We start from the raw sequence: 21,061 nt of genomic DNA on the forward strand, positions 1-21,061 counted from the left end.
GCTGGCCACCACCAGGGCATCGAACTGTCGGGCCAATGCGTGCCGATCGCGTAACGGCCGACGCACCACAGCCTCGTTGAGGATCACGTCCAGATACGGCGCCCGGGGAACAGCCCGTGCCAGCAGTCTCTGCCGCCGGAGCCGCACGTCGACCTTCGCCTGACTTTCGGCGTCCGGAAGGCTGGGCTGGTCGATCGCGATCAGCTCCCGCATGTACTCGACTGTCTGAAGCAGTCCAGGCACCAAATTCGTTTCGTAGTGGCGGATCTTCGTCGCGGCGGCCTCCAGACCCACGTACAGCTTGAACCAGTCCTTGATCGCCTCCCCGTAGCTGTGCCACCAGCCGTGCGCCTTGGTTTCCCGGGCCAGCGAGCGCATGGTTTCGATGGTGTCTCGCGACGCGCCGTAAACGCGGCACATGGCTTCCACGTCGTTCGGGTGCATCGGCACCTGGCCCGTTTCGTAACGCCAGATCCGGGGTGCCGACCATTCGAGTTCCTTGGCCGCCGCGGTCACCGTGACGCGCGCCTTCGCGAAGTTCTCTCAGATATCTGCCGAGCTGCCTACGCGGGACGGTGCTTCCCGAGTCGTCCACGTCATCTCCTTTGGTGTTGTCGCGTAAGGCACCTCATCCCTTGGTCTGCATTCTGCCGCGAAAGATTGTCTCGGGCCAGAGGTGAATTGACCATTGTGGTGCCCGCCGGGGACGCGGCGGGTTCGCGGGGACGGATGCCTCTCCCCGATACCTCATCCCGGCATCCGTCCCCGCACCTGGCGCCGATCCCCGAAGGAGAGTCATGGACTCGATCGATCGCATCCTGGGCGACATTCCGCTTCCGCCCTACGTCACGGCCGAGGATGTCACCTTCGCGGTCCGGGCGATCACCGTGCACGCCCCCGAGCAGTGGCCGGAGGGACCGCGCTGCCGCAACGACCGGGCGCCCCACCCGTGCCGGCTGCACCGCTGGGGCCGGCGGGTGCTCGACCTGCGCGGGCTCACCGACCGGCAGATCCACACGCTCGTCGCCGAGCAGACGGCGCCCGTGCGGTGATCTACGTGACCGGCGAACGCCTGCTCCCGCACCAGGTCCGCGCCGCCTTCTTCGACCGGCGCTGGCGGGGCCTCGACCCCGCCCAGGTACGCGACCACCTCGACCGGGTGGCCGACGAACTCGAACGGCTGAGCCGTGACCTGATCACCACGCGGACCGAGGCCGAGCGCGTCCGCCAGGCGCTGCGGCAGTGGCAGTCCCAGCATCGTGCCTGCCGTCTCCGTGACCCGGACGCCCCGCCGGGCGGGTGGCCACGATGACCGAGCAGCGCTGGATCATCCACCTGCCCACCACGCTGACCAGCGCCGACGAGGCAGCCGCCCTCGCGGTGACGCTGCGCGAGTCGCTCGGCCACGTCACGGTGATCGACTTCGGCGAGACCACGCTGAGCGAGGAGGACAGCCAGTTCGTGCGTACCCGGGTCTGGTGCGATGCCCGGCTCGGCGGCGCCAGCAGGCGGTGCGGCCACCGCAACGACCACGACGGTCCGTGCGGCGGGTGACCCGGCGTATTGCGTCAGTGACGCGGGCGGTCGCGGTCCTTCGACGGCTGGACCCGCTTCGGCTCGCCCGGCATCTTCGGATACTCCGGCGGGTACGGCATGTCGCCCAGCCCGTCCGCGGCGTCCCGCTCGGCCCACGCCAGCAGCGGCGTGATGTCCCACGGGGCGTCGTCGACGCCGGCGTGCGGGTCGCCGCGCTCGGCGAACCGGGCGGGCACCGTCCCGAGGTGGAAGTCGTCCGGGTCGACCTCCGGCAGTTCGTCCCAGTCGACGGGGGTGGAGACGGTGGCGCGGGCGTTGGCGCGCAGCGAGTACGCGCAGGCGATGGTGCGGTCCCGCGCCATCTGGTTGAAGTCGACGAAGACCCGCCGGCCCCGCTCCTCCTTCCACCAGGCGGTGGTGACCAGCTCGGGGCGGCGTCGTTCCAGCTCCCGGGCCAGCGCGATGGTGGCGCGGCGGACCTCCACGAACGTCCAGCGCGGCTGGATGCGCAGATAGACGTGCACGCCCCGGCCGCCGGAGGTCTTCGGCCAGCCGGGCACGCCCAACTCGTCGAGCAGCCCGCGCAGCTCACCGGCGGCGGTCACCGCGTCGGCGAAGTCGGTGCCGGGCTGCGGGTCGAGGTCGACGCGCAGCTCGTCGGGGCGGTCGGTGTCGGCGGCGCGCACCGGCCAGGGGTGGAACACGACGGTGCCCATCTGCGCCGCCCAGGCCACGTGCGCCAGGTCGGCCGGGCACAGCTCGTCGGCCGGGCGGCCGCTCGGGAACGTGATCCGCGCGGTGCGGACCCATGGGGGCACGCCCCGCTGCGGCACCCGCTTCTGGAAGAACATCTCGCCCTCGATGCCCTCGGGGAAACGCTGGAGCGTCGTGGGCCGGTCGCGCAGGGCGCGCATGATCCCGTCGCCGACTGCGAGGTAGTAGCGGAAGACGTCCGCCTTGGTGAAGCCGCGCTGGGGAAAGATCACCCTATCGGGGCTGCTCAGCCGCACCGTACGCCCGGCCACCTCGATTTCCTCGACCGCGCCCTTGCCCGCCATCACGCGACCATATGCGATGCCACCGACACCCGACGTACCGTGGAACGGTGAGTCCTTCCGACAACGACCTGCCCCGTACCGAGGACGAATGGCGCGTCCGGCTGAGCCCTGAGGAGTTCCGGGTGCTCCGTGAGGCCGGCACCGAGGCGCCCTGGACCGGCGAGTACGTCGACACCAGGACCCCCGGCGTCTACCACTGCCGGGCCTGCGGGCTGGAACTGTTCCGCAGCCAGGACAAGTTCGACTCGCACTGCGGCTGGCCGAGCTTCGACGACGCCATCCCGGGCGCGGTCAAGGAGATCCCGGACAACACGCTCGGGATGCGGCGCGTAGAAATCCGCTGCGCGCGTTGCGACAGCCACCTCGGGCACGTCTTCGAGGGTGAGGGCTTCACCCCCAAGGACACCCGGCACTGCGTCAACTCGATCTCGGTGCGGCTGGAGCCCAGCGCCGGCTGACGGCGGCGTCACAGCCGCAGCAGGCCGCCGGCCTCGTCCACCTGGTCGGCGGCCTCGTCGTCCAGCCAGACCCCGCCGGTGGCGAGGTAGCGGAAGTGGTACTCCCCCGGCGCGAGCCGGACCGTCACGGTGCGGGTGCCGTCGCGGCGCGGCACCAGTTCGTGCCGGCCGGGCTCCCACCCGTTGAAGCAGCCGACCACGCTCACCGTGCCGGCCGGGGTGTCCCGGGGCAGCGAGAACGTCACCCGGGTCTGGTTGCCGAAGAGCTTGTTGCGCTTGATCACGAATCCTCCGGGGATTTTCGGCGGTCACCAGGGTCAACGCTCGACACGCCGGGAGCGACTCGCCGTCGGGCCGGATCAGGTTCGCCGGTTCCGGTTGCTCGAAGGTGTCGCCTGCGCGACTCTCGAATAACAGGTCCGTTTTCGGGGGGTTTCGCATGGCTGCCTGCGAGGTTTGCGGTAACGACTACTGGATGGCGTTCGAGGTGCGCACCGTCGACGGGTCGCGGCACACCTTCGACTGTTTCGAGTGCGCGGTGCACAAGATGGCGCCGATCTGCGAGCACTGCCAGATCAAGATCGTCGGGCACGGCGTCGAGGTCTCCGGCCGATTCTTCTGCTGCGCCCACTGCGCCCGCGCCGTCGAGGGCGAGCAGGGCGCCGAGGTACGCGACGCGGTCGGCGCCCGCCCCGCCTGACGGCGGGGGCGCTCCCGGGGCACCACCGGCGTCGATCTCCGTCTAGCATCCCTCCGTGTCCCGACGGTTGATCATCGCGGCGGCCCTGACCGCCGTCCTCGCCGGCTGCGGTTCCGCCACCGGGCCCGGCACCGCGACGGCCCCCGCGCCCGCGCTCGCCGCGCCCTCACCCACCGACGGCGGCGCCGCCGCGGCGCTGCGCGACCGGTACGCCGCGACCGGCAGCCTGGCCGGCCTGGCCGAGAACCCCGGGTACGCCAGCGCGCAACTCGACTCCGACGGTGTCGCCTGTGGCCGCCCGCTGCCCCTGCTCGACCGGCGGCTCGCCGTGTCCACCCGGGTCTTCGTCACCCCGGAGGGCACCCCGACCGGCGAGTTCGTCGAGATCGCCCAGGAGACGATGGTCTACCCGGACGAGGCGGCCGCCGCGGACGCGGTACGGCAGATCTTCGGCGTGCTGGAGGCGTGCGGACGCGACGAGGAGGACGGCCAGGTGACCACCGGGCACACCGCCGGTAACCTGCCCGCCGGGCTGGGCGTGCCGGGCCGGGTGGTGTCGGCCACCATGACGGCTCCCGACGGCACCCGCTTCCCGCACCGCTACGGTTGCCTGCACCGGGGGCGGGTGACCCAGTGCGTGGCGGTCTGGACCCGCTCGGCGGCCGGCACCGGCACCTGGTTCACACGCGCCGTCACCGCCACCGCCGCGGGACTGCGCGCGTCGAAGGGCTGAACCGGCGCACCGGACCGCGCCGCCCGGCACCCCTCGGCACGGCAGCCGGTCGCGGTGCCGGCAACACGTCGAGAGATAGGGAGACACCGGATTCGGTGACGCGCCGGACGGCCTAGCTTCGGCGCATGACCAGACGTGGCTACGTGACGGAACGCGGTGGCGGCACCTGCACACCCGGTGGGACGCGAGGGAGGTTCGGCGGCGTCGCGGCACTGACGTGTCTCGTGGTGCTGACCGCCGGATGCGGCCTGGTCCGGTCCGGCGGCTCCGAGGCGGCCGGCAGCCGGTACGGGTACGGCCCGAAGCCGGACGCGTCGGTGGTCTATCAGCCGGATGTCGTGCTCGTGTCCGGGGGCAGCGGTGCCATCCGTTCGGTGAGTGGGGACGGGTTCACCTATGTGATCGACGGCGACGCCGAGGGTGTGGCCGACCTCGCACCGGGAAAGATCATGTTCGCGACGAGCGAGGCGCTCGGCCGGGTGGTGCGGATCGAGCCGGTGGGCGGCGACCGGGCGGTGACGCTGGCACCCGTGGAGCTGACCGACGTGGTGCGGGACGGCCACTTCACGATCGACCAGGCACTGGACGTCGAGTCACAGACGTTCGGGGAGTTGCCCGATCTGCTCGGGGAGGTCGTCGACGAGGGCCCCGCGACGCCGGTCCTGCCTGATCCCGCGGAGGCGGCGGGCCTGGGCGTGAACGCCATCGGGGCGTCCGGGTTCCGGCTCGTCGCCCCGCCTGTCGTCCTCGGCCCGGCACGCGAGCCGGGGTCCGGGGCGGCCGACCGCGTCCAGCGGAGCATCGGCGACTGGAGCGTGACGGGGTACAAGGACAGCACGAAGCTGGGACTGACCGCCCAGCACGCGACGGCCGCCGCCGGCCTCAAGGTCGACTTCGACATCCAACTGCTGGTCCGGAACCTTCGCGTCCAGGGTGACATCCGGGTCACCAACGGCGTCGTCCCGCACCCGTCGTTCCGCGTCGACGGGGTCGAGGGTCTCGCGGTCACCGTCGCCGCGGGCGCGGCGGGAGGGCTGAGCGACAACAAGAAGGCGAAGATCGAGTTTCCCATCGAGATCAAGCAACCGATCGTCATCGGCGGCTTCCCCGCGATGCTGAAGCAGACGTTCAAGTTCCTCGTGTCGACGGCGTTCTCGGCGAAGAACGGCAACCTGTCGGCCACCGGCCGGTGGGGGCTCCACGGGCCGATCGGCTACGTCGACTCGTCGTTCCTGACGCCCACCTTCTCGGTGGAGAAGAGCATCGTGCAGTCCATCAGCGGTGTGTCGATCGGCGTCGAGGGAATCGTCGTGGCCGCGGAGTTCCGGTTCGGGTTCATGATCGGCCTGCCGGTCGCGGGCGCCGGGGCCTTCGTCGGTGTCGTGGCCTCGATCGGGCTCACGAACGGCTCGGCGGCCGGCCGGGTGGGGCTGCCGCTCGCCGGGCCCGCCGTCAAGTGCCGGGGCTCCACGCTGGTCCTGACGGTACGGTCCGGTGAGGGACTCAGCGTGTCGGAGCCACTGGCCAAGGCGATCGAGACGGTACTGAAGGTTCCGATCCCGAACGAGGTGGACTTCCTCAAGAAGGACATCGTCAACCGGACGGTCGTCGAACCGGACGTGCCGCTGTGCCGGGGCTGACGTGACCGGGCGCCGGCGGCGCGCCGAACCGACGTGTCCCGCCGGGGGCGCGCGGCCGACCGGAGACGCGCCGCCTAACCTGGGCCGATGCCCGTCGAGTCCCACCTGGCCGGCTTCGCCGACCTGGACGCCCGCACCTTCCACGACCTGCTCCGGCTGCGCATCGACGCGTTCGTGGTCGAGCAGTCCTGCCCGTACCCGGAACTGGACGGCCGGGACGTCGAGCCCGGCACCCGCCACCTGTGGCTGAGCCGCGACGGCGCCGTGGTCGCGTACCTGCGGATCCTGGCCGACCCCGGCGGCGTGGCACGCATCGGGCGGGTCGTGGTGGCGCCGGCCGCCCGCGGCGCGGGCCTGGCCGGCGCGCTGATGGCCGAGGCCCTGGCGGTGGTGGGTGACCGGCGGTGCGTGCTCGACGCGCAGACGCACCTGATCGGCTTCTATGCGGGCTTCGGCTTCGCGGAGAGCGGGCCCGGCTACGTCGAGGACGGCATCCCGCACACCCCGATGCGCCGCGACCCGACGTCCGGGTCGAGCTGTTCGACCAGGCCAGCCTCGGCGCCGACTACATCCGGGTGTACGTGAGCAAGCAGGGCTACAACGCGCTCACCTCGCCCCTGCGCCGCAGTGACCTGGAACTGGTCGGCCGGCTCGGCAACACGCCGGCCGGTCAGTGTACGCGTGAGGTGGACGGCCGCCGACCAGCAAGCCGCCGACCGGTACGCGGACGACGAGCACGCCGAACCCGGCCGGCGGCTGCACCGCGACGTACGCGATCACCGGTTCGTGGGGCGGCGGCTTCCAGGCCGACGTGCGGGTGACCAACGGCAGCGGTTCGCCGAACCCGGTGCCCGGCATCGTGTCCTGCACGACGACCCTCTGACGCCGGTCTTCTCGGTCGGGGCCCTGCTCGACACCCTTTCGGGGTGTTATTGAGGGGTAGGGCAAATGTGCCGTGGTTATTCTGCGGCGTAGCGGACTTCGGGCTTGCCGAAGAAGGCTTTCACCGTGGCTGGCTGGTTCTGCCGGCGGCGTAGGTGCCGGCTGGCTGCGGTGGCCAGATCTGTAGGGCTGGCCGGGCGGGCTTGTGCGACATGGTGTTTGACGTCGTGGTTGAGCAGTTCCACGGGGTTGAGTTCAGGGGCGTAGCCGGGCAGGAAGTGCATCTCGATGTCGTCGGTGCGCTCGGTGAGCCAGTCGCGGATCATGACTCTGCGGTGCACGGGGTGTCCGTCGACGATCAGGTGGATCTTGCGGTCGAGGTGACGTGTGAGACGGGCCAGGAAGCTCAGGAGTACCTCGCCGGTGAACGAACCGTGGTAGCAGGTGAAGTACAACTCGCCCTTGTTGCTGATCGCGGCCATCACGTTGACCCCGAATCGGCGGCCGGTCTTGGCCACCACCGGTGTTCGCCCGACCGGCGCCCACGTGGTGCCCACCGCCGCGTCGGAGCGTAACCCGGTCTGGTCCAGCCACAGGGTGATCGCCTTGTCCCGCTTGGCTTGCGCGGCGATCGCTGGGTAGGTGACCTCCAACCACTCGGCGACCGCCTGCGGGTTCTGCTCGTAGGCCCGGCGTACCGGCTTCTGCGGTGACAGACCCCACGACCGCAGGTACTTCCCGACCGTCACCAATGACAACTCCAGGCCGAACCAGGCCTCAATGAGCTGCCGCACCTGCGCACGGGTCCACACCAGCCCCGGCAGAGCGAGTTGATCCGGGCACCTGTGAATGACCGCCCGCCGCACCCGGGCCTGCTGTCGCGCCGTCAACGCCTTCCGCTCGTTCGCGCGGCGTCCCCGTCGACGGGCATCCAAAGCCCGGTTTCCCTTACGGTCGAAGGCATCCACCCACCGCCACACCGTCTTGGGCGCCACCTGAAACGCCCTCGCCGCAGCGGCCTGACTCATCCCCGCCTTCACCGCCGCGACCACCCGGCGACGCAGATCCTCCTGCGCCGCCGGGGAAAGCGACCGCGTATCACGCACCATCACACCCATACATACCCAACGATAACGGCATATTTGGGTTACGGGTCAATAAGCAGGGCCCCTTCCTCTACCGCAGGCGTTAAGAAGGGGCCCTTCCTTCACGCCAGGCAGTTGACGATGTCGGCTACCGGACGGCGGCGGCCGGTGTAGAACGGGATCTCCTCCCGCACGTGCCGGCGCGCGCCGGAGGCCCGCAGGTCGCGCATCAGGTCCACGATCCGGTGCAGCTCGTCGGCCTCGAACGCCAGCATCCACTCGTAGTCGCCGAGCGCGAACGAGGCCACCGTGTTGGCCCGCACGTCCGGGTAGCCCCGGGCCATCCTGCCGTGCTCGGCCAGCAGCTCGCGCCGCTCGGCGTCGGGCAGCAGGTACCACTCGTACGAGCGCACGAACGGGTAGACGCACAGGTAAGCGCGCGGCTGCTCGTCGGCCAGGAACGCCGGGACGTGGCTCTTGTTGAACTCGGCCGGGCGGTGCAGCGCCATCTGCGACCAGACCGGGGTCAGCGCCCGGCCCAGCGTGGTGCGGCGGAACCGCAGGTACGCGTCCTGCAGCGCGTCGCTCGACGACGAGTGCCACCAGATCATCACGTCGGCGTCGGCGCGCAGCCCGGCCACGTCGTACGTGCCCCGGACCGTCACGTCCTTGCCGGCCAGCTCGGTGAAGAGCGACTCGACCTCGTCGACGACGTTCTCCCGCAGCGACGGCAGCGGGCCGGTGGCCCGGTACACCGACCACATGGTGTAGCGGATGGTCTCGTTGAGCTCCCGCAGCCGCGCCGCGTTGGTCTGCTCGGTCATGCTGCCGATCCTTCCAGTGCCGTGATGATCTCTTCGGCCGCCGTCTCGCCGGAGCGGACGCAGACCGGGATGCCGACGCCGTCGTAACCGGCCCCGGCCACCGCCAGCGTCGGGCAGGCGGCGCGCAACGCCGCCCGGACCGCCGCCACCCGGGCCGTGTGCCCGGGCGTGTACTGCGGCAGCGCGCCACCCCACCGCTGCACGTGCCGGGCCACCGGGACCGGCAGCGGCGCGCCCAGCACCGCCGACAACTCCCGGTGCACCGCGTCGGCCAGGTCGTCGTCGGTGAGCTGGAGCGACGTCTCGTCGCCGTACCGGCCGACCGAGGCGCGCACCAGCGCCAGCCCGTCCGGCCGCCGCAGGTGCCCCCACTTCGTGGTGAAGAACGTGGACGCCTTGATCGTCAGCCCTTCGACGGCCGGCACCAGGAAGCCGGACAACTCCGGCAGGGCCGGGCCGGGCAGCGCCAGCGTGATCAGGGCGACGCTGGCGTAGCCGAGCGCGCCGACCGTGCCGGCCGCCTCGGGCGCGGCGGCGGCGAGCAGCCGGGCGGCCGGGCGGGCCGGCACCGCGAGCAGCACCGCGTCGGCCTCGACGTGCTCGGCGTCGCGGGTCGGCCCGACGGTGAGCCGCCAGCCGTCCGGGGTGCGGCGCAGCTCGCGTACCGCGGCGCCCCGGCGGATCGTCGCCCCGCTCGCCGTCGCCGCCGCCTCGACGAGCGTGCTCAGCCCGCCGGCGAGGGTGCCGAAGACCGGGGCCCCCGGCGCGCGCGGCGCGGCGGCCTGCGCGGCGCGTACCGCACCGACCAGGGTGTGCTCGGCGCGTGCCGCGCGGGCCAGCGCCGGCATCGTGGTGACCAGCGACAGGTCGTCGGCCCGCCCGGCGTACACGCCGCCGAGCATCGGGTCGACCAGCCGCTCCACCACCGCGTCACCGAGGCGCTTGCGGACCAGCTCACCGACCGAGGTGTCCTCGCCGTCGGCCAGCAGCGGGTGGCCCGCGTCGCGGTCGGCGTCCGCGGCCGGCGGCGCGACCGCGGCCACCTTGTCCAGATCCCCGGGTACGCCGACGAGCGTGCCGCCCGGCACCTGGTGCAACGTGCCGTCCACCAGCAGGGCGGCCTGCCCGACGGTGGGGTGCACGATCGAGGCGTCCAGGCCGAGACGGCGGGCCAGCGTCACCGCCGCCGACTCGCCACCGGCCGGGTCGCGCATCAGGAACGCCTCCGCGCCGAACTCGACCGGCCCGCCGGCCAGCTCACCGGTGTGCAGCTTGCCGCCGAGGCGGCCGGACTGCTCGTACACGGTGATCTCGGTGCGTTCACCGGCCCGGTCGCGCAACCGGACGGCGGCGGCCAACCCGGTGATCCCGCCACCGACGATCGCCACCCGCCACGGTCGCACCACTGTCGCCTCCTAGCGCTCCGGTCGCGCGGTCAGCTCGTGCACCAGCGCGACCACCCGGGTCAGCACCTCGGGGTCGGTCTCCGGCAGGACGCCGTGACCGAGGTTGAACACGTGGCCGGGAGCGGCCCGGCCCTGCTCCACGATGCGCCGCACCTCGGCCTCCACCACCGGCCAGGGTGCGAGCAGCACGGTCGGGTCGAGGTTGCCCTGCACCGCCTTGTCCGGCCCGATCCGGCCGGTGGCGACGTCCAGCGGCGTCCGCCAGTCCACGCCCACCACGTCGGCGCCGGCCTCGCCCATCGCGCCGAGCAGTTCGCCGGTTCCCACCCCGAAGTGGATCCGCGGCACACCGGCGCCGAGCCCGCCCAGCACGTACGTCGAGTGCGGCAGCACGAACCGGCGGTAGTCCGCCTCGGAGAGCGCGCCGGCCCACGAGTCGAACAGCTGCACCGCGGAGACCCCGGCGTCGATCTGCACCTGGAGGAACGCCAGCGTCACCTCGGCCAGCCGCGCGCACAGCGCGTGCCACAGGTCCGGGTCGCCGTACATCAGGGCCTTGGTCTTGGCGTGCGTACGCGAGGGGCCGCCCTCGACCAGGTAGCTGGCGAGCGTGAACGGGGCACCGGCGAAGCCGATCAGCGGGGTGTCGCCCAGCTCGACGACGAGCCGGCGCACCGCCTCGTCCACGTACGACACGTCGTCGCGGCCGATCGGGCTGATCCGCTCGACGTCGGCGGCGGTGCGGACCGGCTCGGCCACCACCGGCCCGGTGCCGGGCACGATGTCCAGGTCGACGCCGGCCGCGGCGACCGGCACCACGATGTCGCTGAACAGGATCGCCGCGTCCACGCCGTGCCGGCGCACCGGCTGGAGCGTGATCTCGGTGACCAGCTCGGGCCGGCGGCAGGACTCCAGCATCGGCACGTTGGCCCGGATCTCCCGGTACTCCGGTAGTGACCGGCCGGCCTGGCGCATGAACCAGACCGGGGTGTGCGGGCCCGGCTCGCGCCGGCAGGCGCGGACGAAGGGCGAGTCGGCCGGCCCGCCGCGGCGGGGTTCTCCGTTTCGGGCGGCAGTGCCCGTGGTGTCGGTGGTCATCGCGGCAATCGTGCCACGCCCCCGGTGCGCCCCCGCGCTCACCGTCCGCATTTGTGACGTAGAAGGAAGGGCCCCCGCTTAACGCCTCCGGTAGTGAAAGGGCCCCTTGTTAACCGTCGATCACCCGGCGCGCCGTCACGCGCCGCGCGGTGAGCGCGGCATAGGCTGCCCGCATGGCCCCCCCGATCGCGCTCCCGGAAACGTTCGCTCGCGCGGTCGCGGGGCTGCGGTCGGTCACACCCCGCCCGGAGATCGTCCTGGAGGAGGTCGGCGCGCCGCAGCGGCTGGCCCCGTACGCGTTCGCGCTGTCCGCCGCCGTGATGCGCGACGACGACGAGGTGTCCACCGGCCGGCTGATCCTGCTGCACGACCCGGCCGGGCACGAGGCGTGGCAGGGCACACTGCGGCTGGTCACGTACGTCACCGCCGAACTGGAGGTCGACCTCGCCAGCGACCCGCTGCTCCCCGGCGTCGGCTGGACCTGGCTGACCGACGCGCTCGACGTGCAGGGCGCCGGGCACCGCGCGATCGGCGGCACCGTCACCCAGACGCTCTCCACCCGCTTCGGCGAGCTGGCCGGGCCGCCCGCCGCCGGTGACATCGAGATCCGCGCCTCCTGGACGCCGCTGCGCGCCGACCTGGGTCCGCACCTGCTGGGCTGGTGCACGCTGCTGGCCTCCACGGCCGGCCTGCCGCCGCCCGGCGTCACCGCGCTGCCCACCCGCCGCTCCGCCGGTGCCGCCTGACCCGCCGCTGCGCAGAGCGGGACCGGACACCCGCCGGGTCACCGCCACCCGCCGGGTCACCGCCACCGGCTCGCGGTGGGCGTACCCCTGCCGTTCGACGCGCGAAGGCCGCCCCGGGCGAGCCGGGGCGGCCTTTCGGATGAACGCCGGTCAGAGGTAGTTCTCGGCCTCGTCGCAGACCTTGTCCAGGCCCTTGTTCGCGGCCTCGAAGGCGGCCCGGTCGCCGCGCGACGCCGCCGCGATGGCGGTGGTCAGCTTGTCCAGGCAGCTCGCGATGACCTTCTTCTGCCGGGCCTGCTCGTCCCGGTCGTTCTTGGTGCCGGTCAGGTCCTGCTGGGTGTCCGACAGCCGCTCCTGGACCGCCTTCAGCTCACCCTTGAGCTTCTCCATCTCCTGCTGGTTCGCCGAGATCGTGCCGTCACGCTGGCTGACCGTCTGCCGGGCCTCGTCCAGCTCGCCGTTCGTGGAGACGTACAGGAACGTCATGACACCGCCGAAGACGAACAGCAACGCGGCGACGAGGCCGAGCACCAGCGCGGCCCACCTCCGGCCGCCGCCGGCCGCCGGCGCGGCACCCGCCGGGCCGTAGGGGCCGGGCGGCCCGGACATCGGCGGCGGCGCGAAGCCGGGGCCGGACACCGGCGGAGCGGACGCGGGCGGAACCGACATCGGCTGCGCGTAACCGGGTCCGGAGACCGGCGGGACGGAGACCGGCGGCGCCGACATCGGCTGCCCCGGTGGGGGCACCGGGGCGGCACCCGGCGCGTACCCCGGCTGTCCCGGCGCGGCGGGCTGGTATCCGCCGTACCCGGGGGCGCCGTCGGACACGGTCGGCTGGTGCAGCGTCGGCGCCGGCTGGTTCGGGTCGTACTGCTGGGGCGCGGGCCGGCTACCGTACGGGTTGCCGTAGACCGCGCCCCCCGGCGCCGGGGGCGGGTTGTCGCCCCCGGCCGGTGGGTAGGACATGTTGTTCCTCCAGATGTGCTGGTCCCCCGTGGGGTGGCCCGACGGGCCGGGGTCGATGGGTGGGGCCGGGCCGGTGTGGCCACCGGTCAGCAGAGCCGGAACCGGTCGCAGGCGGTCTTGATCGGCACCGCGAGCCCGATGCCCTCGGCGTTGCGGGCCTTGGCCGTGGCGATGCCGACGACCTCCTTCGAACCGTTGATCACCGGGCCGCCGGAGTTGCCCGGATTGATCGGCGCGTCGAACTGGATCACCGGACCGCCGCCGCGCTCGTCCTCGCGGAACGCGCTGACCACGCCCGTGGTGACGCTGTCCTGCAACCCGAGCGGCGCGCCGACCACGATGATCTGCTGGCCGGACCGCACCGGGTTGCGGGCGGCGACCAGCCCGGTGAACTTCGCGGTGGTCCGCAGCTGCGCCAGGTCCTTGTCCTTGTCGGTGGCGATGATGGTCGCCTCGAACCGCTGGTCCTTGCGCTCCAGGAACACCTTGCGCTCACCCGCGGTGAAGACCGACTCGACCACGTGGAAGTTCGTCAGCAGCGTGGTGCCGCCGCCCGACGGGGCCTTGCCGACGGCGAACGCCGTACCGGTGAACTGCCCGGCCCGCACCCGGAACACGCTCGGCAGCACGGCGCTCGCCACCGCCTCCGGGTTGAAGGCGGCATCGGCCTGCTTCTCCAGGCTGCCGGCGCGCTCCTCCAGGCCGTCGAGCCGGCCGGCGTCCGCGCCCTGCCCCTCGGCCATCCGCTTGTCGGCGGCGGCGAGCCGGTCGTCTAGCCGGTAGATCTGGTACGCCTGCACGCCGGTGACCACCGTCAGCACCGCGGCCAGGGTCAGCGCCACCACCGCCACCCGGCTGCGCCGGGACGCCGGACCGGCCGCCGGTGCGCCGAAGCCGCCGATGGGCGCGGGCTGACCGGGGTACGCGGGGCCCGGCTGGGACGGCCCGGACACGGGCTGGCCCGGATACGCGGGCCCGGACACGGGCTGGCCCGGATACGCGGGCCCGGACACGGGCTGACCCGGATACGACGGACCGCTGCCGGACGAGCCCGGATACGACGGCGCTCCCGGCCCGCCCGGATAGGACGGCGAGGCGGCCGGCTGTCCCGGGTACGCCGCGGCGGCGGGCCGGGAGGTCTGCGCCGGCACGGCGCCGGAGGACGGCGGCTGGGCCGGCCCGAAGCCGTAGGACGACCGGCCCGGCTCGGCCGGCGCACCGCCGTAGGACGGCTGACCGGACGCGGCGCCGTAGGACGGCTGACCGGATGCGGCGCCGTAGGGCGGCTGACCGGATGCGGCGCCGTAGGGCGACGGCTGGGCCGGGGCGGGCGGGGTCGCGACGCCGGACGAGGCCGCGTTGGGCGTCGGCGGCGGCCCGCCGGCCGGGTCCGGTCGGCCCGGGTAGCCGGCGGGCGGCTGGACGGCGGCTCGCGCCGGGTGGCCGGGCGTACCGCCCCACTCGGATCCACCGGGGAACGATCCCGGCGCCGGGGCCGGACCGGTGGGCGGGGCGAAGCGCGGCGGCAGCGGCCCCGGCCGGTCGGCTGCCGTGTCGCCGCCGCCGTGCCCCGGCACGTCGTCGCCGGTTCCGTACCCGCCTGTCATGCTCGACCGTCCTCCCCGCCGGCTTCGCCGACGCCCCCGACCCGCTGCGGCACCCGTACGCCGTTCGCGGCTCGATGGACCGTACCGGCGGGAACGAGCTTTGTCTTCCCCCTTGTCCGACCCTCTCACGGCACCGCAACCCGCATTTTCGGCGGTCATCTGACGGCCATCGCGCCGACACGCGCCCGACCGGCTGCGCACACCGGATCGTCCGGCCTACTAGGGTTGTCAGGTGACCGACGAACCACCCCTGCGCCGTCGGGCCGCCGAAAGCCGTACCGGAGAGGCTCCCGCCCATCCGACGTCGGCCCTGCCGGAGCCGGCGGACGCGGGGACCGAGACCGACCCGGGCGCGGCCGTCCCCCTGACCGCGCCGCGCGACGGCACGCCCGCCCCGGTGGCCACACCCGCCGAGCTGGACGAGGTGGTGGCCCGTTTCGCCGCCGGCACCGGCCCGGTGGCCCTCGATGCCGAACGCGCCTCCGGCTACCGCTACAGCCAGCGCGCCTACCTGGTGCAGCTGCGCCGCGGCGGTGCCGGCACCGCGCTCATCGACCCGCTGCCGCTGCCCGACCTGTCCGCCCTGGACGCGGTGATCGCCGAGACCGAGTGGGTGCTGCACGCGGCCAGCCAGGACCTCGCCTGCCTGGCCGAGGTGGGGCTGCGCCCGCGCCGGCTGTTCGACACCGAACTGGCCGCCCGGCTGGCCGGGTTCGAGCGGGTCGGCCTGGCCGCGCTGACCGAACAGCTGCTCGGGTTCAGCCTGGAGAAGCACCACTCCGCCGCCGACTGGTCCAGCCGGCCGCTGCCGGAGTCCTGGCTGACGTACGCGGCTCTGGACGTGGAACTGCTCGTGGACCTGCGCGACGCGCTGGACGAGGAGTTGCAGCGGCAGGGCAAGTCCGGCTGGGCGGCGGAGGAGTTCGACGCGCTGGTGCGGGGCGGCGCCCGCCCGCCGCGCGTGCGCGCCGAGCCGTGGCGGCGCACCTCCGGCATCCACCGGGTCCGCGGCGCGCGGGCCCAGGCCCGGGTGCGTTCCCTCTGGTACGCGCGGGACCAGATCGCCGTCCGCCGGGACGCCGCGCCGGGCCGGGTGCTGCCCGACTCGGCCATCGTGGCCGCCGCCGAGCTGGACCCGAAGGACGAGAAGACGCTGCTCACGCTCCCCGGGTTCGGCGGGCGGTCGGTGCGCCGGCTGGCGCGTACCTGGCTCGCGGCGCTCGATGACGCGCGTCGGCTGCCGGACGACGCGCTGCCGGTCAGCCCGGCCGTGGAGGGGCCGCCTCCGCCACACCGGTGGGCCGAGCGCGACCCGGTGGCGGCCGGGCGGCTGGCCCGGGCCCGGGAGGTGGTGATCGGCACCGCCGGGGCACACCGGCTGCCGGCGGAGAACCTGATCTCGCCGGACTCGATCCGCCGGTTGGCGTGGCAGCCGCCCGCGGAGATCACCGACGAGACGGTCGCGGAGACGCTGCGCGGGTTCGGCGCCCGCGAGTGGCAGATCGGGCTGCTGCTGTCTGCTCTTACCGAGGCGCTGCGCACTCCCCAGCAGTAACGTCGACGGCGGGTGTGAGGTGGGCCACGCGGGGGGTGGTGCCACGTTTGGTTACTGGCGAGTAGCATCCGGGGAAATGCCCGTGCCGAGGGAGGCTCCAAGTGCCCCGTGAAGTCCGGGATGTCGTCTTCGTCGACGGCGTCCGTACCCCGTTCGGCAAGGCGGGTGGGATGTACGCCAACACCCGCGCCGACGATCTGGTGATCCGCTGCATCCGTGAGCTGATGCGCCGCAATCCGCAACTGCCGCCGGAGAAGGTGGAGGAGGTGGCCATCGCCGCCACCACCCAGATCGGTGACCAGGGCCTGACCATCGGCCGCACCGCCGCCCTGCTGGCCGGCCTGCCCAAGACCGTGCCCGGCTTCGCCATCGACCGGATGTGCGCCGGCGCGATGACCGCCGTCACCACAGTGGCCGGCGGCATCGCCATGGGCGCGTACGACGTGGCCATCGCCGGCGGCGTCGAGCACATGGGCCGCCACCCGATGGGCGAGGGCGTCGACCCCAACCCGCGCATCGTCGCGGAGAAGCTGGTCGACCCGTCCGCCCTGGTGATGGGCTCCACCGCGGAGAACCTGCACGACCGCGTCCCGCACATCACCAAGGAGCGCACCGACGCGTTCGCGCTGGCGTCCCAGCAGAAGACCGCGAAGGCGTACGCCAACGGCAAGCTCCAGGGCGACCTGGTGCCGGTGGCGGTCCGCGACCCGGAGGCGGGCTGGGGCCTGGCCAGCGTGGACGAGGCGCCCCGGGACACCTCGATGGAGAAGCTGGCCGGCCTGAAGACCCCGTTCCGGCCGCACGGCAAGGTCACCGCCGGTAACGCGGCCGGCCTGAACGACGGCGCCACCGCCGCGCTGCTGGTGGCCGAGGACACCGCCCGCGAGCTGGGCCTGCCAATCGGCATGCGCCTGGTGTCGTTCGGCTTCGTCGGCGTCGAGCCCGAGGTGATGGGCGTCGGCCCGATCCCGTCGACCGAGAAGGCGCTGCGCATCGCCGGCCTGGGCATCGACGACATCGGCCTGTTCGAGCTGAACGAGGCGTTCGCGGTGCAGGTGCTCGCCTTCCTCGACCACTTCGGCATCGCCGACGACGACCCGCGGGTCAACCCGTGGGGCGGCGCGATCGCCATCGGCCACCCGCTCGCGTCCTCCGGCGTCCGGCTGATGACCCAGCTCGCCCGCCAGTTCGCCGAACACCCCGAGGTCCGCTACGGCCTCACCGCCATGTGCATCGGCATCGGCATGGGCGGCACCGTGATCTGGGAGAACCCGCACTGGGAGGAGTCGCAGTGAGCCTCGCCGCACCGAACGAGGTCGTCACCAAGGCGCTGCTGCGCCAGGTGGCCGTACCCGGGCTGGACCGGCCCGCAGCCCTCATCACCCTGGACAACGGCTTCGACCACACCAAGCCGAACACCTTCGGCCCGGCCGGACTGACCAGCCTGGACGAGGCGATCACCGCCGCACTGGCGGCGGAGCCGGCGTTCATCGCGGTCACCGGCAAGCCGTACATCTTCTGCGTGGGCGCGGACATCACCAGCCTGCCCGCGCTGGAGGACCGCGAGCAGGCGCTGGAGATCGGGCGGCTCGGCCACCGCGTCTTCGCCCGGCTCAAGGACAGCGGCGTACCCACCTTCGCGTTCGTCAACGGCGCGGCGATGGGCGGCGGCCTGGAGCTGGCGCTGCACTGCCACTACCGCACGCTGTCGGCGGGCGCGGCGGCCCTGGCGCTGCCCGAGGTCTCGCTCGGCCTGATCCCCGGCTGGGGCGGTACGCAGCTGCTGCCGAACCTGATCGGCATCCCGGCCGCCACGCAGGTGATCATCCAGAACCCGCTGATGCAGAACAAGATGCTCAAGCCGAAGCAGGCTGCCGAGATGGGCATCGCGGACGTGCTGCTGGAGCCGGCCGACTTCCTGGAGCGGTCGCTGGAGTGGGCCGCCGGCGTGGTCCGGGGCGAGGTCACCGTGACCCGTCCCGAGGTCGACAAGGACATGTGGGCGGGCGTGCTCTACTTCGCCCGGCAGACCCTGGACCAGCGGCTGCACGGCGCGGTCCCGTCCGCGTACAAGGCGCTGGACCTGCTGGAGACGGCGAAGGACGCCGACTTCGCCACCGGCACCGCGGCGGAGGACGAGGCCCTGGCGGATCTGGTCTTCTCCGAGGAGCTGCGCAGCGGCCTGTACGCCTTCGACCTGGTGCAGCGGCGGGCCAAGCGCCCGGCCGGCGCGCCGGACAAGGGCCTGGCCCGCCCGGTCACCAAGGTGGGCATCGTCGGCGCCGGCCTGATGGCCAGCCAGCTCGCGCTGCTGTTCGCCCGGCGTCTTCAGGTGCCGGTCGTGCTGACCGACCTGGATCAGTCCCGGGTGGACCAGGGTGTCGGCTACGTACACGCCCAGATCGAGAAGGCTGTCAGCAAGGGCCGGATGGACAAGGGCACCGCGGCCAAGCTGTACGGCCTGGTGTCCGGCTCGGTCGACAAGTCCGTATTTGCCGACTGTGACTTCGTCATCGAGGCCGTCTTCGAGGACCTGGGCGTCAAGAAGCAGGTCTGGGCCGAACTGGAGAAGATCGTCAAGCCGGAGGCGGTGCTCGCCACCAACACCAGCTCGCTGTCCATCACCGAGATGGCCGCCGAGCTGGAGCACCCGGAGCGGGTGGTCGGCTTCCACTTCTTCAACCCGGTCGCGGTGCTGCCGCTGCTGGAGATCGTCCGCGGCCAGCGGACCGACGACGCCACGCTGGCCACCGCGTTCGCGGTCGGCAAGCAGCTCAAGAAGTCGTCGGTGCTGGTGAAGGACGCCCCGGCGTTCGTGGTGAACCGGCTGCTGACCCGCTTCCTCGGCACCGTGTTCGCGGCCGTCGACCAGGGCACCCCGCTGGACGTGGCGAACAGCGCGCTGGACCCGCTGGGCCTGCCGATGCGTCCGCTGGCGCTGCTCCAGCTCGTCGGGCCGGCGGTGGCGTACCACGTCGGCGGCACCCTGCACGAGGCGTTCCCGGACCGGTTCGGCGTCAGCGAGAACCTCAAGCGGATCGCCGACTCGGGCCAGCCGATCGTGGTCGACGACCAGATCAACGACGAGGTGGCGAAGCTGCTGGTGGTCGGCGACGAGCCGCTCACCGCCGAGCAGGTCCGGCAGAACGCGCTGGACGCGCTGGCGCAGGAGATCCGGCTCATGCTCGACGAGGGCGTCGTCGCCGAGGCGCAGGACATCGACCTCTGCATGATCCTCGGCGCCGGCTGGCCGTTCCACCTGGGCGGCGTCACGCCGTACCTGGACCGGACCGGCACCTCCGAACGGGTGACCGGCAAGCGGTTCCTGCCGCGCGGCGCGGCAAGCCTGCGCTGACGCGACCGCATCGCATCGATCGCGGTGGTCGGGCTGTCCGTTCCGGACGGTCCGGCCACCGCGATCGGCGTCTGCGGCCAGGTCACGGGTAGGTAGCGGTTTGGCGTCGCCGCCCTCGGGCGGACAGCGGGCGGACGCTGAGGCTGGCTACGATCACGCGCCCAGTTTTCTCACAGGAGCTGCCGACATGTCCCAGCCGCCGTCCAGTCCCTACTCCGGCAACTACCCCTCTCCTCAGCAACAGCCCGGTGGCTACCCGCCGCCGCAGCAGCAGCCGCAGTACGGCGGTGACTACCCGCAGACTCCGCAGCAGCAGTACGCCGGCCACTACCCGCAGCAGCAGTACGGCGGCCAGCTCGGTGCGCCGGTCCCGCCGAAGAAGTCCGGCGTCGGCAAGGTTCTGCTGATCGTCCTCGCGGTGGTCCTGGTGCTCTGCGTCGGCGGCGGTGTCGCCGCCTACCTCGTCACGAAGGACACCGTCAAGGAGGTGGTCACCGCCACCAAGACCCGGGTGGTCGAGCCGCAGACACTCGGCGGCCGGGCGAAGGTCACCGACCCGCAGCTGCAGACCGCCGCGGCGCAGATGAAGTCCGAACTCAGCAAGAACGTGCCGGACGCGACCAGCACCGTCGGCGCCTTCTACGGCGACCCGGCCAAGAAGGACCTGGTCATGATCGTCGCGGTGTCCGGCGTCATGGCGGACCCGAAGCAGGAACTGGCCGACGCCACCGCGGCGGTCACCCCGGATCTGGCCACGAAGGACTTCAAGACGGTCGACGCGGGCCCACTGGGCGGCGACGCCAAGTGCTCCGACGGCAAGGCGTCGGACGTGCCGGTGGCCGTCTGCATCTGGGCCGACCGGGGCAGCCTCGGCATGGTGGTGGTCTACTTCACGTCCGCGGCCGAGCTCCAGTCGGAGTTCGTGACGATGCGCGGCGAGATCGAGAAGCAGGACTGACACCCGTCACGGCACCGGGCCCCCGCGTGACGGCGGGGCCCGGTGCCGTTTCCGGATCAGGCGGACGCGGCCCGCTCGGCGGGGCTCCGGCAGACGCAGAACTCGTTGCCCTCCGGGTCGGCCAGCACCACCCAGCCGATCCCGTCCGGCCGGCGCCGGTCGGCCACCGGCGTGGCGCCGAGGCCGCGCAGCCGCGCCACCTCCTCGTCCCGGGTGCCCTCGGCCGGGTGCAGGTCGAGGTGGAACGCGCCCTTTCCGTGCCGCTCGTCCACCCGGACGAACAGCAGGTCGGGGCCGTGCCCGCCGGGTGCGGCGAGGACCGCCTCCGGGTCGCCCGGGTGGTCGTCGTCGGCGAGCCGGCGGTCGAGTACGCGGGCCCACCAGCCGGCCAGGGCGTACGGGTCGCCGGTTTCGACTGTCACGCAGTGGATCTGTGCACTCACGGTGCTTCCTC

General features: G+C 72.9%; 24 protein-coding genes and 1 pseudogene. 15 read left to right on the forward strand and 10 right to left on the reverse strand.

Annotation, left to right across the window (positions count from 1 at the left end; all coding sequences use genetic code 11):
* The coding region (locus tag GA0070215_RS08780) for a Scr1 family TA system antitoxin-like transcriptional regulator (RefSeq protein ID WP_141708169.1) at window positions 1-516 on the reverse strand (516 nt) is incomplete at its 3' end.
* A gap of 281 nt (window positions 517-797) precedes the next feature.
* Here GA0070215_RS08780 and GA0070215_RS08785 point away from each other — a divergent pair.
* The 3 genes from GA0070215_RS08785 to GA0070215_RS08795 are packed head-to-tail and all read left to right on the forward strand — an operon-like array spanning window position 798 to window position 1,554.
* Window positions 798-1,052 carry a hypothetical protein gene (locus GA0070215_RS08785; RefSeq protein ID WP_018789000.1) on the forward strand — a complete coding sequence of 85 codons (255 nt, stop codon included), beginning with the start codon at window positions 798-800 and terminating at the stop codon, window positions 1,050-1,052.
* The gene (locus tag GA0070215_RS08790; RefSeq protein WP_091043863.1) at window positions 1,049-1,312 is read left to right on the forward strand and encodes a DivIVA domain-containing protein; all 264 of its coding nucleotides are present in this window, start codon (window positions 1,049-1,051) and stop codon (window positions 1,310-1,312) included. The genes GA0070215_RS08785 and GA0070215_RS08790 overlap by 4 nt, the downstream gene beginning before the upstream one ends.
* On the forward strand, window positions 1,309-1,554 hold the full coding sequence (locus tag GA0070215_RS08795) for a hypothetical protein (protein ID WP_026268739.1): 246 nt from the start codon (window positions 1,309-1,311) through the stop codon (window positions 1,552-1,554). Before GA0070215_RS08790 ends, GA0070215_RS08795 begins: the two co-directional genes overlap by 4 nt.
* 14 nt (window positions 1,555-1,568) lie before the next feature.
* On the opposite strand, the gene ligD is transcribed toward GA0070215_RS08795, so the two are convergent.
* Window positions 1,569-2,594 carry a non-homologous end-joining DNA ligase gene (gene ligD / locus GA0070215_RS08800; RefSeq protein WP_091043867.1) on the reverse strand — a complete coding sequence of 342 codons (1,026 nt, stop codon included), beginning with the start codon at window positions 2,592-2,594 and terminating at the stop codon, window positions 1,569-1,571.
* A gap of 11 nt (window positions 2,595-2,605) precedes the next feature.
* Between ligD and msrB the strand changes: the two genes are divergently transcribed.
* Window positions 2,606-3,052, forward strand: a complete 447-nt coding sequence (msrB, locus tag GA0070215_RS08805) for a peptide-methionine (R)-S-oxide reductase MsrB (RefSeq protein ID WP_377467035.1) — start codon at window positions 2,606-2,608, stop codon at window positions 3,050-3,052.
* An 8-nt stretch (window positions 3,053-3,060) separates the two neighbouring features.
* On the opposite strand, the gene GA0070215_RS08810 is transcribed toward msrB, so the two are convergent.
* Window positions 3,061-3,336, reverse strand: a complete 276-nt coding sequence (locus GA0070215_RS08810) for an isoamylase early set domain-containing protein (RefSeq protein ID WP_018788995.1) — start codon at window positions 3,334-3,336, stop codon at window positions 3,061-3,063.
* Between the two features lie 155 nt (window positions 3,337-3,491).
* Between GA0070215_RS08810 and GA0070215_RS08815 the strand changes: the two genes are divergently transcribed.
* From GA0070215_RS08815 to GA0070215_RS28960, 6 genes and pseudogenes are all read left to right on the forward strand, one after another.
* Window positions 3,492-3,752, forward strand: a complete 261-nt coding sequence (locus tag GA0070215_RS08815) for a hypothetical protein (protein WP_013284826.1) — start codon at window positions 3,492-3,494, stop codon at window positions 3,750-3,752.
* Window positions 3,753-3,807: 55 nt separating this feature from the next.
* Complete coding sequence (locus GA0070215_RS08820; RefSeq protein WP_091043876.1) at window positions 3,808-4,485, forward strand: hypothetical protein; 678 nt, start codon at window positions 3,808-3,810, stop codon at window positions 4,483-4,485.
* A gap of 125 nt (window positions 4,486-4,610) precedes the next feature.
* Entirely contained in the window at window positions 4,611-6,125 is a 1,515-nt protein-coding gene (locus GA0070215_RS08825) for a hypothetical protein (RefSeq protein ID WP_244166922.1), read from the forward strand.
* Between the two features lie 87 nt (window positions 6,126-6,212).
* Window positions 6,213-6,710 (forward strand): GNAT family N-acetyltransferase, encoded by a 498-nt coding sequence (locus tag GA0070215_RS08830; protein ID WP_091043882.1) that lies wholly within the window; start codon window positions 6,213-6,215, stop codon window positions 6,708-6,710.
* Window positions 6,599-6,946 (forward strand): annotated as a pseudogene (locus GA0070215_RS29650) (hypothetical protein); the annotation flags it as partial. The gene GA0070215_RS08830 and the pseudogene GA0070215_RS29650, both read left to right, overlap by 112 nt.
* A complete protein-coding gene (locus GA0070215_RS28960) occupies window positions 6,901-7,008 on the forward strand; it encodes a hypothetical protein (protein ID WP_244166931.1) in 108 nt (35 codons plus the stop codon). The pseudogene GA0070215_RS29650 and the gene GA0070215_RS28960, both read left to right, overlap by 46 nt.
* Before the next feature lie 76 nt (window positions 7,009-7,084).
* Here the strand turns inward: GA0070215_RS28960 and GA0070215_RS08840 are convergent, their stop codons facing one another.
* The 4 genes from GA0070215_RS08840 to hemE form a co-directional block, all read right to left on the reverse strand.
* On the reverse strand, window positions 7,085-8,125 hold the full coding sequence (locus GA0070215_RS08840; protein ID WP_091043885.1) for an IS630 family transposase: 1,041 nt from the start codon (window positions 8,123-8,125) through the stop codon (window positions 7,085-7,087).
* An 89-nt stretch (window positions 8,126-8,214) separates the two neighbouring features.
* The gene (gene hemQ, locus GA0070215_RS08845) at window positions 8,215-8,916 is read right to left on the reverse strand and encodes a hydrogen peroxide-dependent heme synthase (protein ID WP_018788989.1); all 702 of its coding nucleotides are present in this window, start codon (window positions 8,914-8,916) and stop codon (window positions 8,215-8,217) included.
* Window positions 8,913-10,322 carry a protoporphyrinogen oxidase gene (gene hemG, locus GA0070215_RS08850; RefSeq protein ID WP_091043889.1) on the reverse strand — a complete coding sequence of 470 codons (1,410 nt, stop codon included), beginning with the start codon at window positions 10,320-10,322 and terminating at the stop codon, window positions 8,913-8,915. The genes hemQ and hemG overlap by 4 nt, the downstream gene beginning before the upstream one ends.
* Before the next feature lie 9 nt (window positions 10,323-10,331).
* Window positions 10,332-11,420, reverse strand: a complete 1,089-nt coding sequence (gene hemE, locus GA0070215_RS08855; protein WP_208600306.1) for a uroporphyrinogen decarboxylase — start codon at window positions 11,418-11,420, stop codon at window positions 10,332-10,334.
* Window positions 11,421-11,593: 173 nt separating this feature from the next.
* Here hemE and GA0070215_RS08860 point away from each other — a divergent pair, with 173 nt between their 5' ends.
* Window positions 11,594-12,166, forward strand: a complete 573-nt coding sequence (locus GA0070215_RS08860) for a DUF3000 domain-containing protein (protein WP_018788986.1) — start codon at window positions 11,594-11,596, stop codon at window positions 12,164-12,166.
* A gap of 150 nt (window positions 12,167-12,316) precedes the next feature.
* Here GA0070215_RS08860 and GA0070215_RS08865 read toward each other — a convergent pair whose 3' ends face one another.
* Window positions 12,317-13,132 carry a hypothetical protein gene (locus GA0070215_RS08865; RefSeq protein ID WP_091043898.1) on the reverse strand — a complete coding sequence of 272 codons (816 nt, stop codon included), beginning with the start codon at window positions 13,130-13,132 and terminating at the stop codon, window positions 12,317-12,319.
* A gap of 86 nt (window positions 13,133-13,218) precedes the next feature.
* A complete protein-coding gene (locus GA0070215_RS08870) occupies window positions 13,219-14,739 on the reverse strand; it encodes a S1C family serine protease (protein ID WP_091043901.1) in 1,521 nt (506 codons plus the stop codon).
* Window positions 14,740-14,971: 232 nt separating this feature from the next.
* Here GA0070215_RS08870 and GA0070215_RS08875 point away from each other — a divergent pair, with 232 nt between their 5' ends.
* The 4 genes from GA0070215_RS08875 (at window position 14,972) to GA0070215_RS08890 (ending at window position 20,607) form a co-directional block, all read left to right on the forward strand.
* Window positions 14,972-16,294, forward strand: a complete 1,323-nt coding sequence (locus tag GA0070215_RS08875; RefSeq protein ID WP_091043906.1) for a ribonuclease D — start codon at window positions 14,972-14,974, stop codon at window positions 16,292-16,294.
* Window positions 16,295-16,395: 101 nt separating this feature from the next.
* Window positions 16,396-17,589, forward strand: coding sequence for a thiolase family protein (locus tag GA0070215_RS08880; RefSeq protein ID WP_018788983.1), 1,194 nt, complete (start codon window positions 16,396-16,398; stop codon window positions 17,587-17,589).
* Complete coding sequence (locus GA0070215_RS08885) at window positions 17,586-19,649, forward strand: 3-hydroxyacyl-CoA dehydrogenase NAD-binding domain-containing protein (protein ID WP_018788982.1); 2,064 nt, start codon at window positions 17,586-17,588, stop codon at window positions 19,647-19,649. The genes GA0070215_RS08880 and GA0070215_RS08885 overlap by 4 nt, the downstream gene beginning before the upstream one ends.
* 187 nt (window positions 19,650-19,836) lie before the next feature.
* Window positions 19,837-20,607 (forward strand): hypothetical protein, encoded by a 771-nt coding sequence (locus GA0070215_RS08890; protein ID WP_018788981.1) that lies wholly within the window; start codon window positions 19,837-19,839, stop codon window positions 20,605-20,607.
* A gap of 56 nt (window positions 20,608-20,663) precedes the next feature.
* Here the strand turns inward: GA0070215_RS08890 and GA0070215_RS08895 are convergent, their stop codons facing one another.
* A complete protein-coding gene (locus GA0070215_RS08895) occupies window positions 20,664-21,050 on the reverse strand; it encodes a VOC family protein (RefSeq protein WP_091043910.1) in 387 nt (128 codons plus the stop codon).
* Between the last annotated feature and the right edge of the window lie 11 nt (window positions 21,051-21,061).

Origin of the sequence: Micromonospora marina (assembly GCF_900091565.1) — a bacterium.
GTDB classification, from domain to species: Bacteria; Actinomycetota; Actinomycetes; order Mycobacteriales; family Micromonosporaceae; genus Micromonospora; species Micromonospora marina.

Bases quoted from the DNA above. Each gene is read 5' to 3' on its own strand.
- msrB (WP_377467035.1), top strand. From the start codon at position 2,606: ATGCGATGCCACCGACACCCGACGTACCGTGGAACGGTGAGTCCTTCC.
- hemQ (WP_018788989.1), bottom strand. From the start codon at position 8,916: ATGACCGAGCAGACCAACGCGGCGCGGCTGCGGGAGCTCAACGAGACC.
- GA0070215_RS08890 (WP_018788981.1), top strand. From the start codon at position 19,837: ATGTCCCAGCCGCCGTCCAGTCCCTACTCCGGCAACTACCCCTCTCCT.
- GA0070215_RS08865 (WP_091043898.1), bottom strand. From the start codon at position 13,132: ATGTCCTACCCACCGGCCGGGGGCGACAACCCGCCCCCGGCGCCGGGG.
- ligD (WP_091043867.1), bottom strand. From the start codon at position 2,594: ATGGCGGGCAAGGGCGCGGTCGAGGAAATCGAGGTGGCCGGGCGTACG.
- GA0070215_RS08840 (WP_091043885.1), bottom strand. From the start codon at position 8,125: ATGGGTGTGATGGTGCGTGATACGCGGTCGCTTTCCCCGGCGGCGCAG.
- GA0070215_RS08870 (WP_091043901.1), bottom strand. From the start codon at position 14,739: ATGACAGGCGGGTACGGAACCGGCGACGACGTGCCGGGGCACGGCGGC.
- GA0070215_RS08785 (WP_018789000.1), top strand. From the start codon at position 798: ATGGACTCGATCGATCGCATCCTGGGCGACATTCCGCTTCCGCCCTAC.
- GA0070215_RS08830 (WP_091043882.1), top strand. From the start codon at position 6,213: ATGCCCGTCGAGTCCCACCTGGCCGGCTTCGCCGACCTGGACGCCCGC.
- GA0070215_RS08815 (WP_013284826.1), top strand. From the start codon at position 3,492: ATGGCTGCCTGCGAGGTTTGCGGTAACGACTACTGGATGGCGTTCGAG.
- GA0070215_RS08825 (WP_244166922.1), top strand. From the start codon at position 4,611: ATGACCAGACGTGGCTACGTGACGGAACGCGGTGGCGGCACCTGCACA.
- GA0070215_RS08795 (WP_026268739.1), top strand. From the start codon at position 1,309: ATGACCGAGCAGCGCTGGATCATCCACCTGCCCACCACGCTGACCAGC.
- GA0070215_RS08860 (WP_018788986.1), top strand. From the start codon at position 11,594: ATGGCCCCCCCGATCGCGCTCCCGGAAACGTTCGCTCGCGCGGTCGCG.
- hemE (WP_208600306.1), bottom strand. From the start codon at position 11,420: ATGACCACCGACACCACGGGCACTGCCGCCCGAAACGGAGAACCCCGC.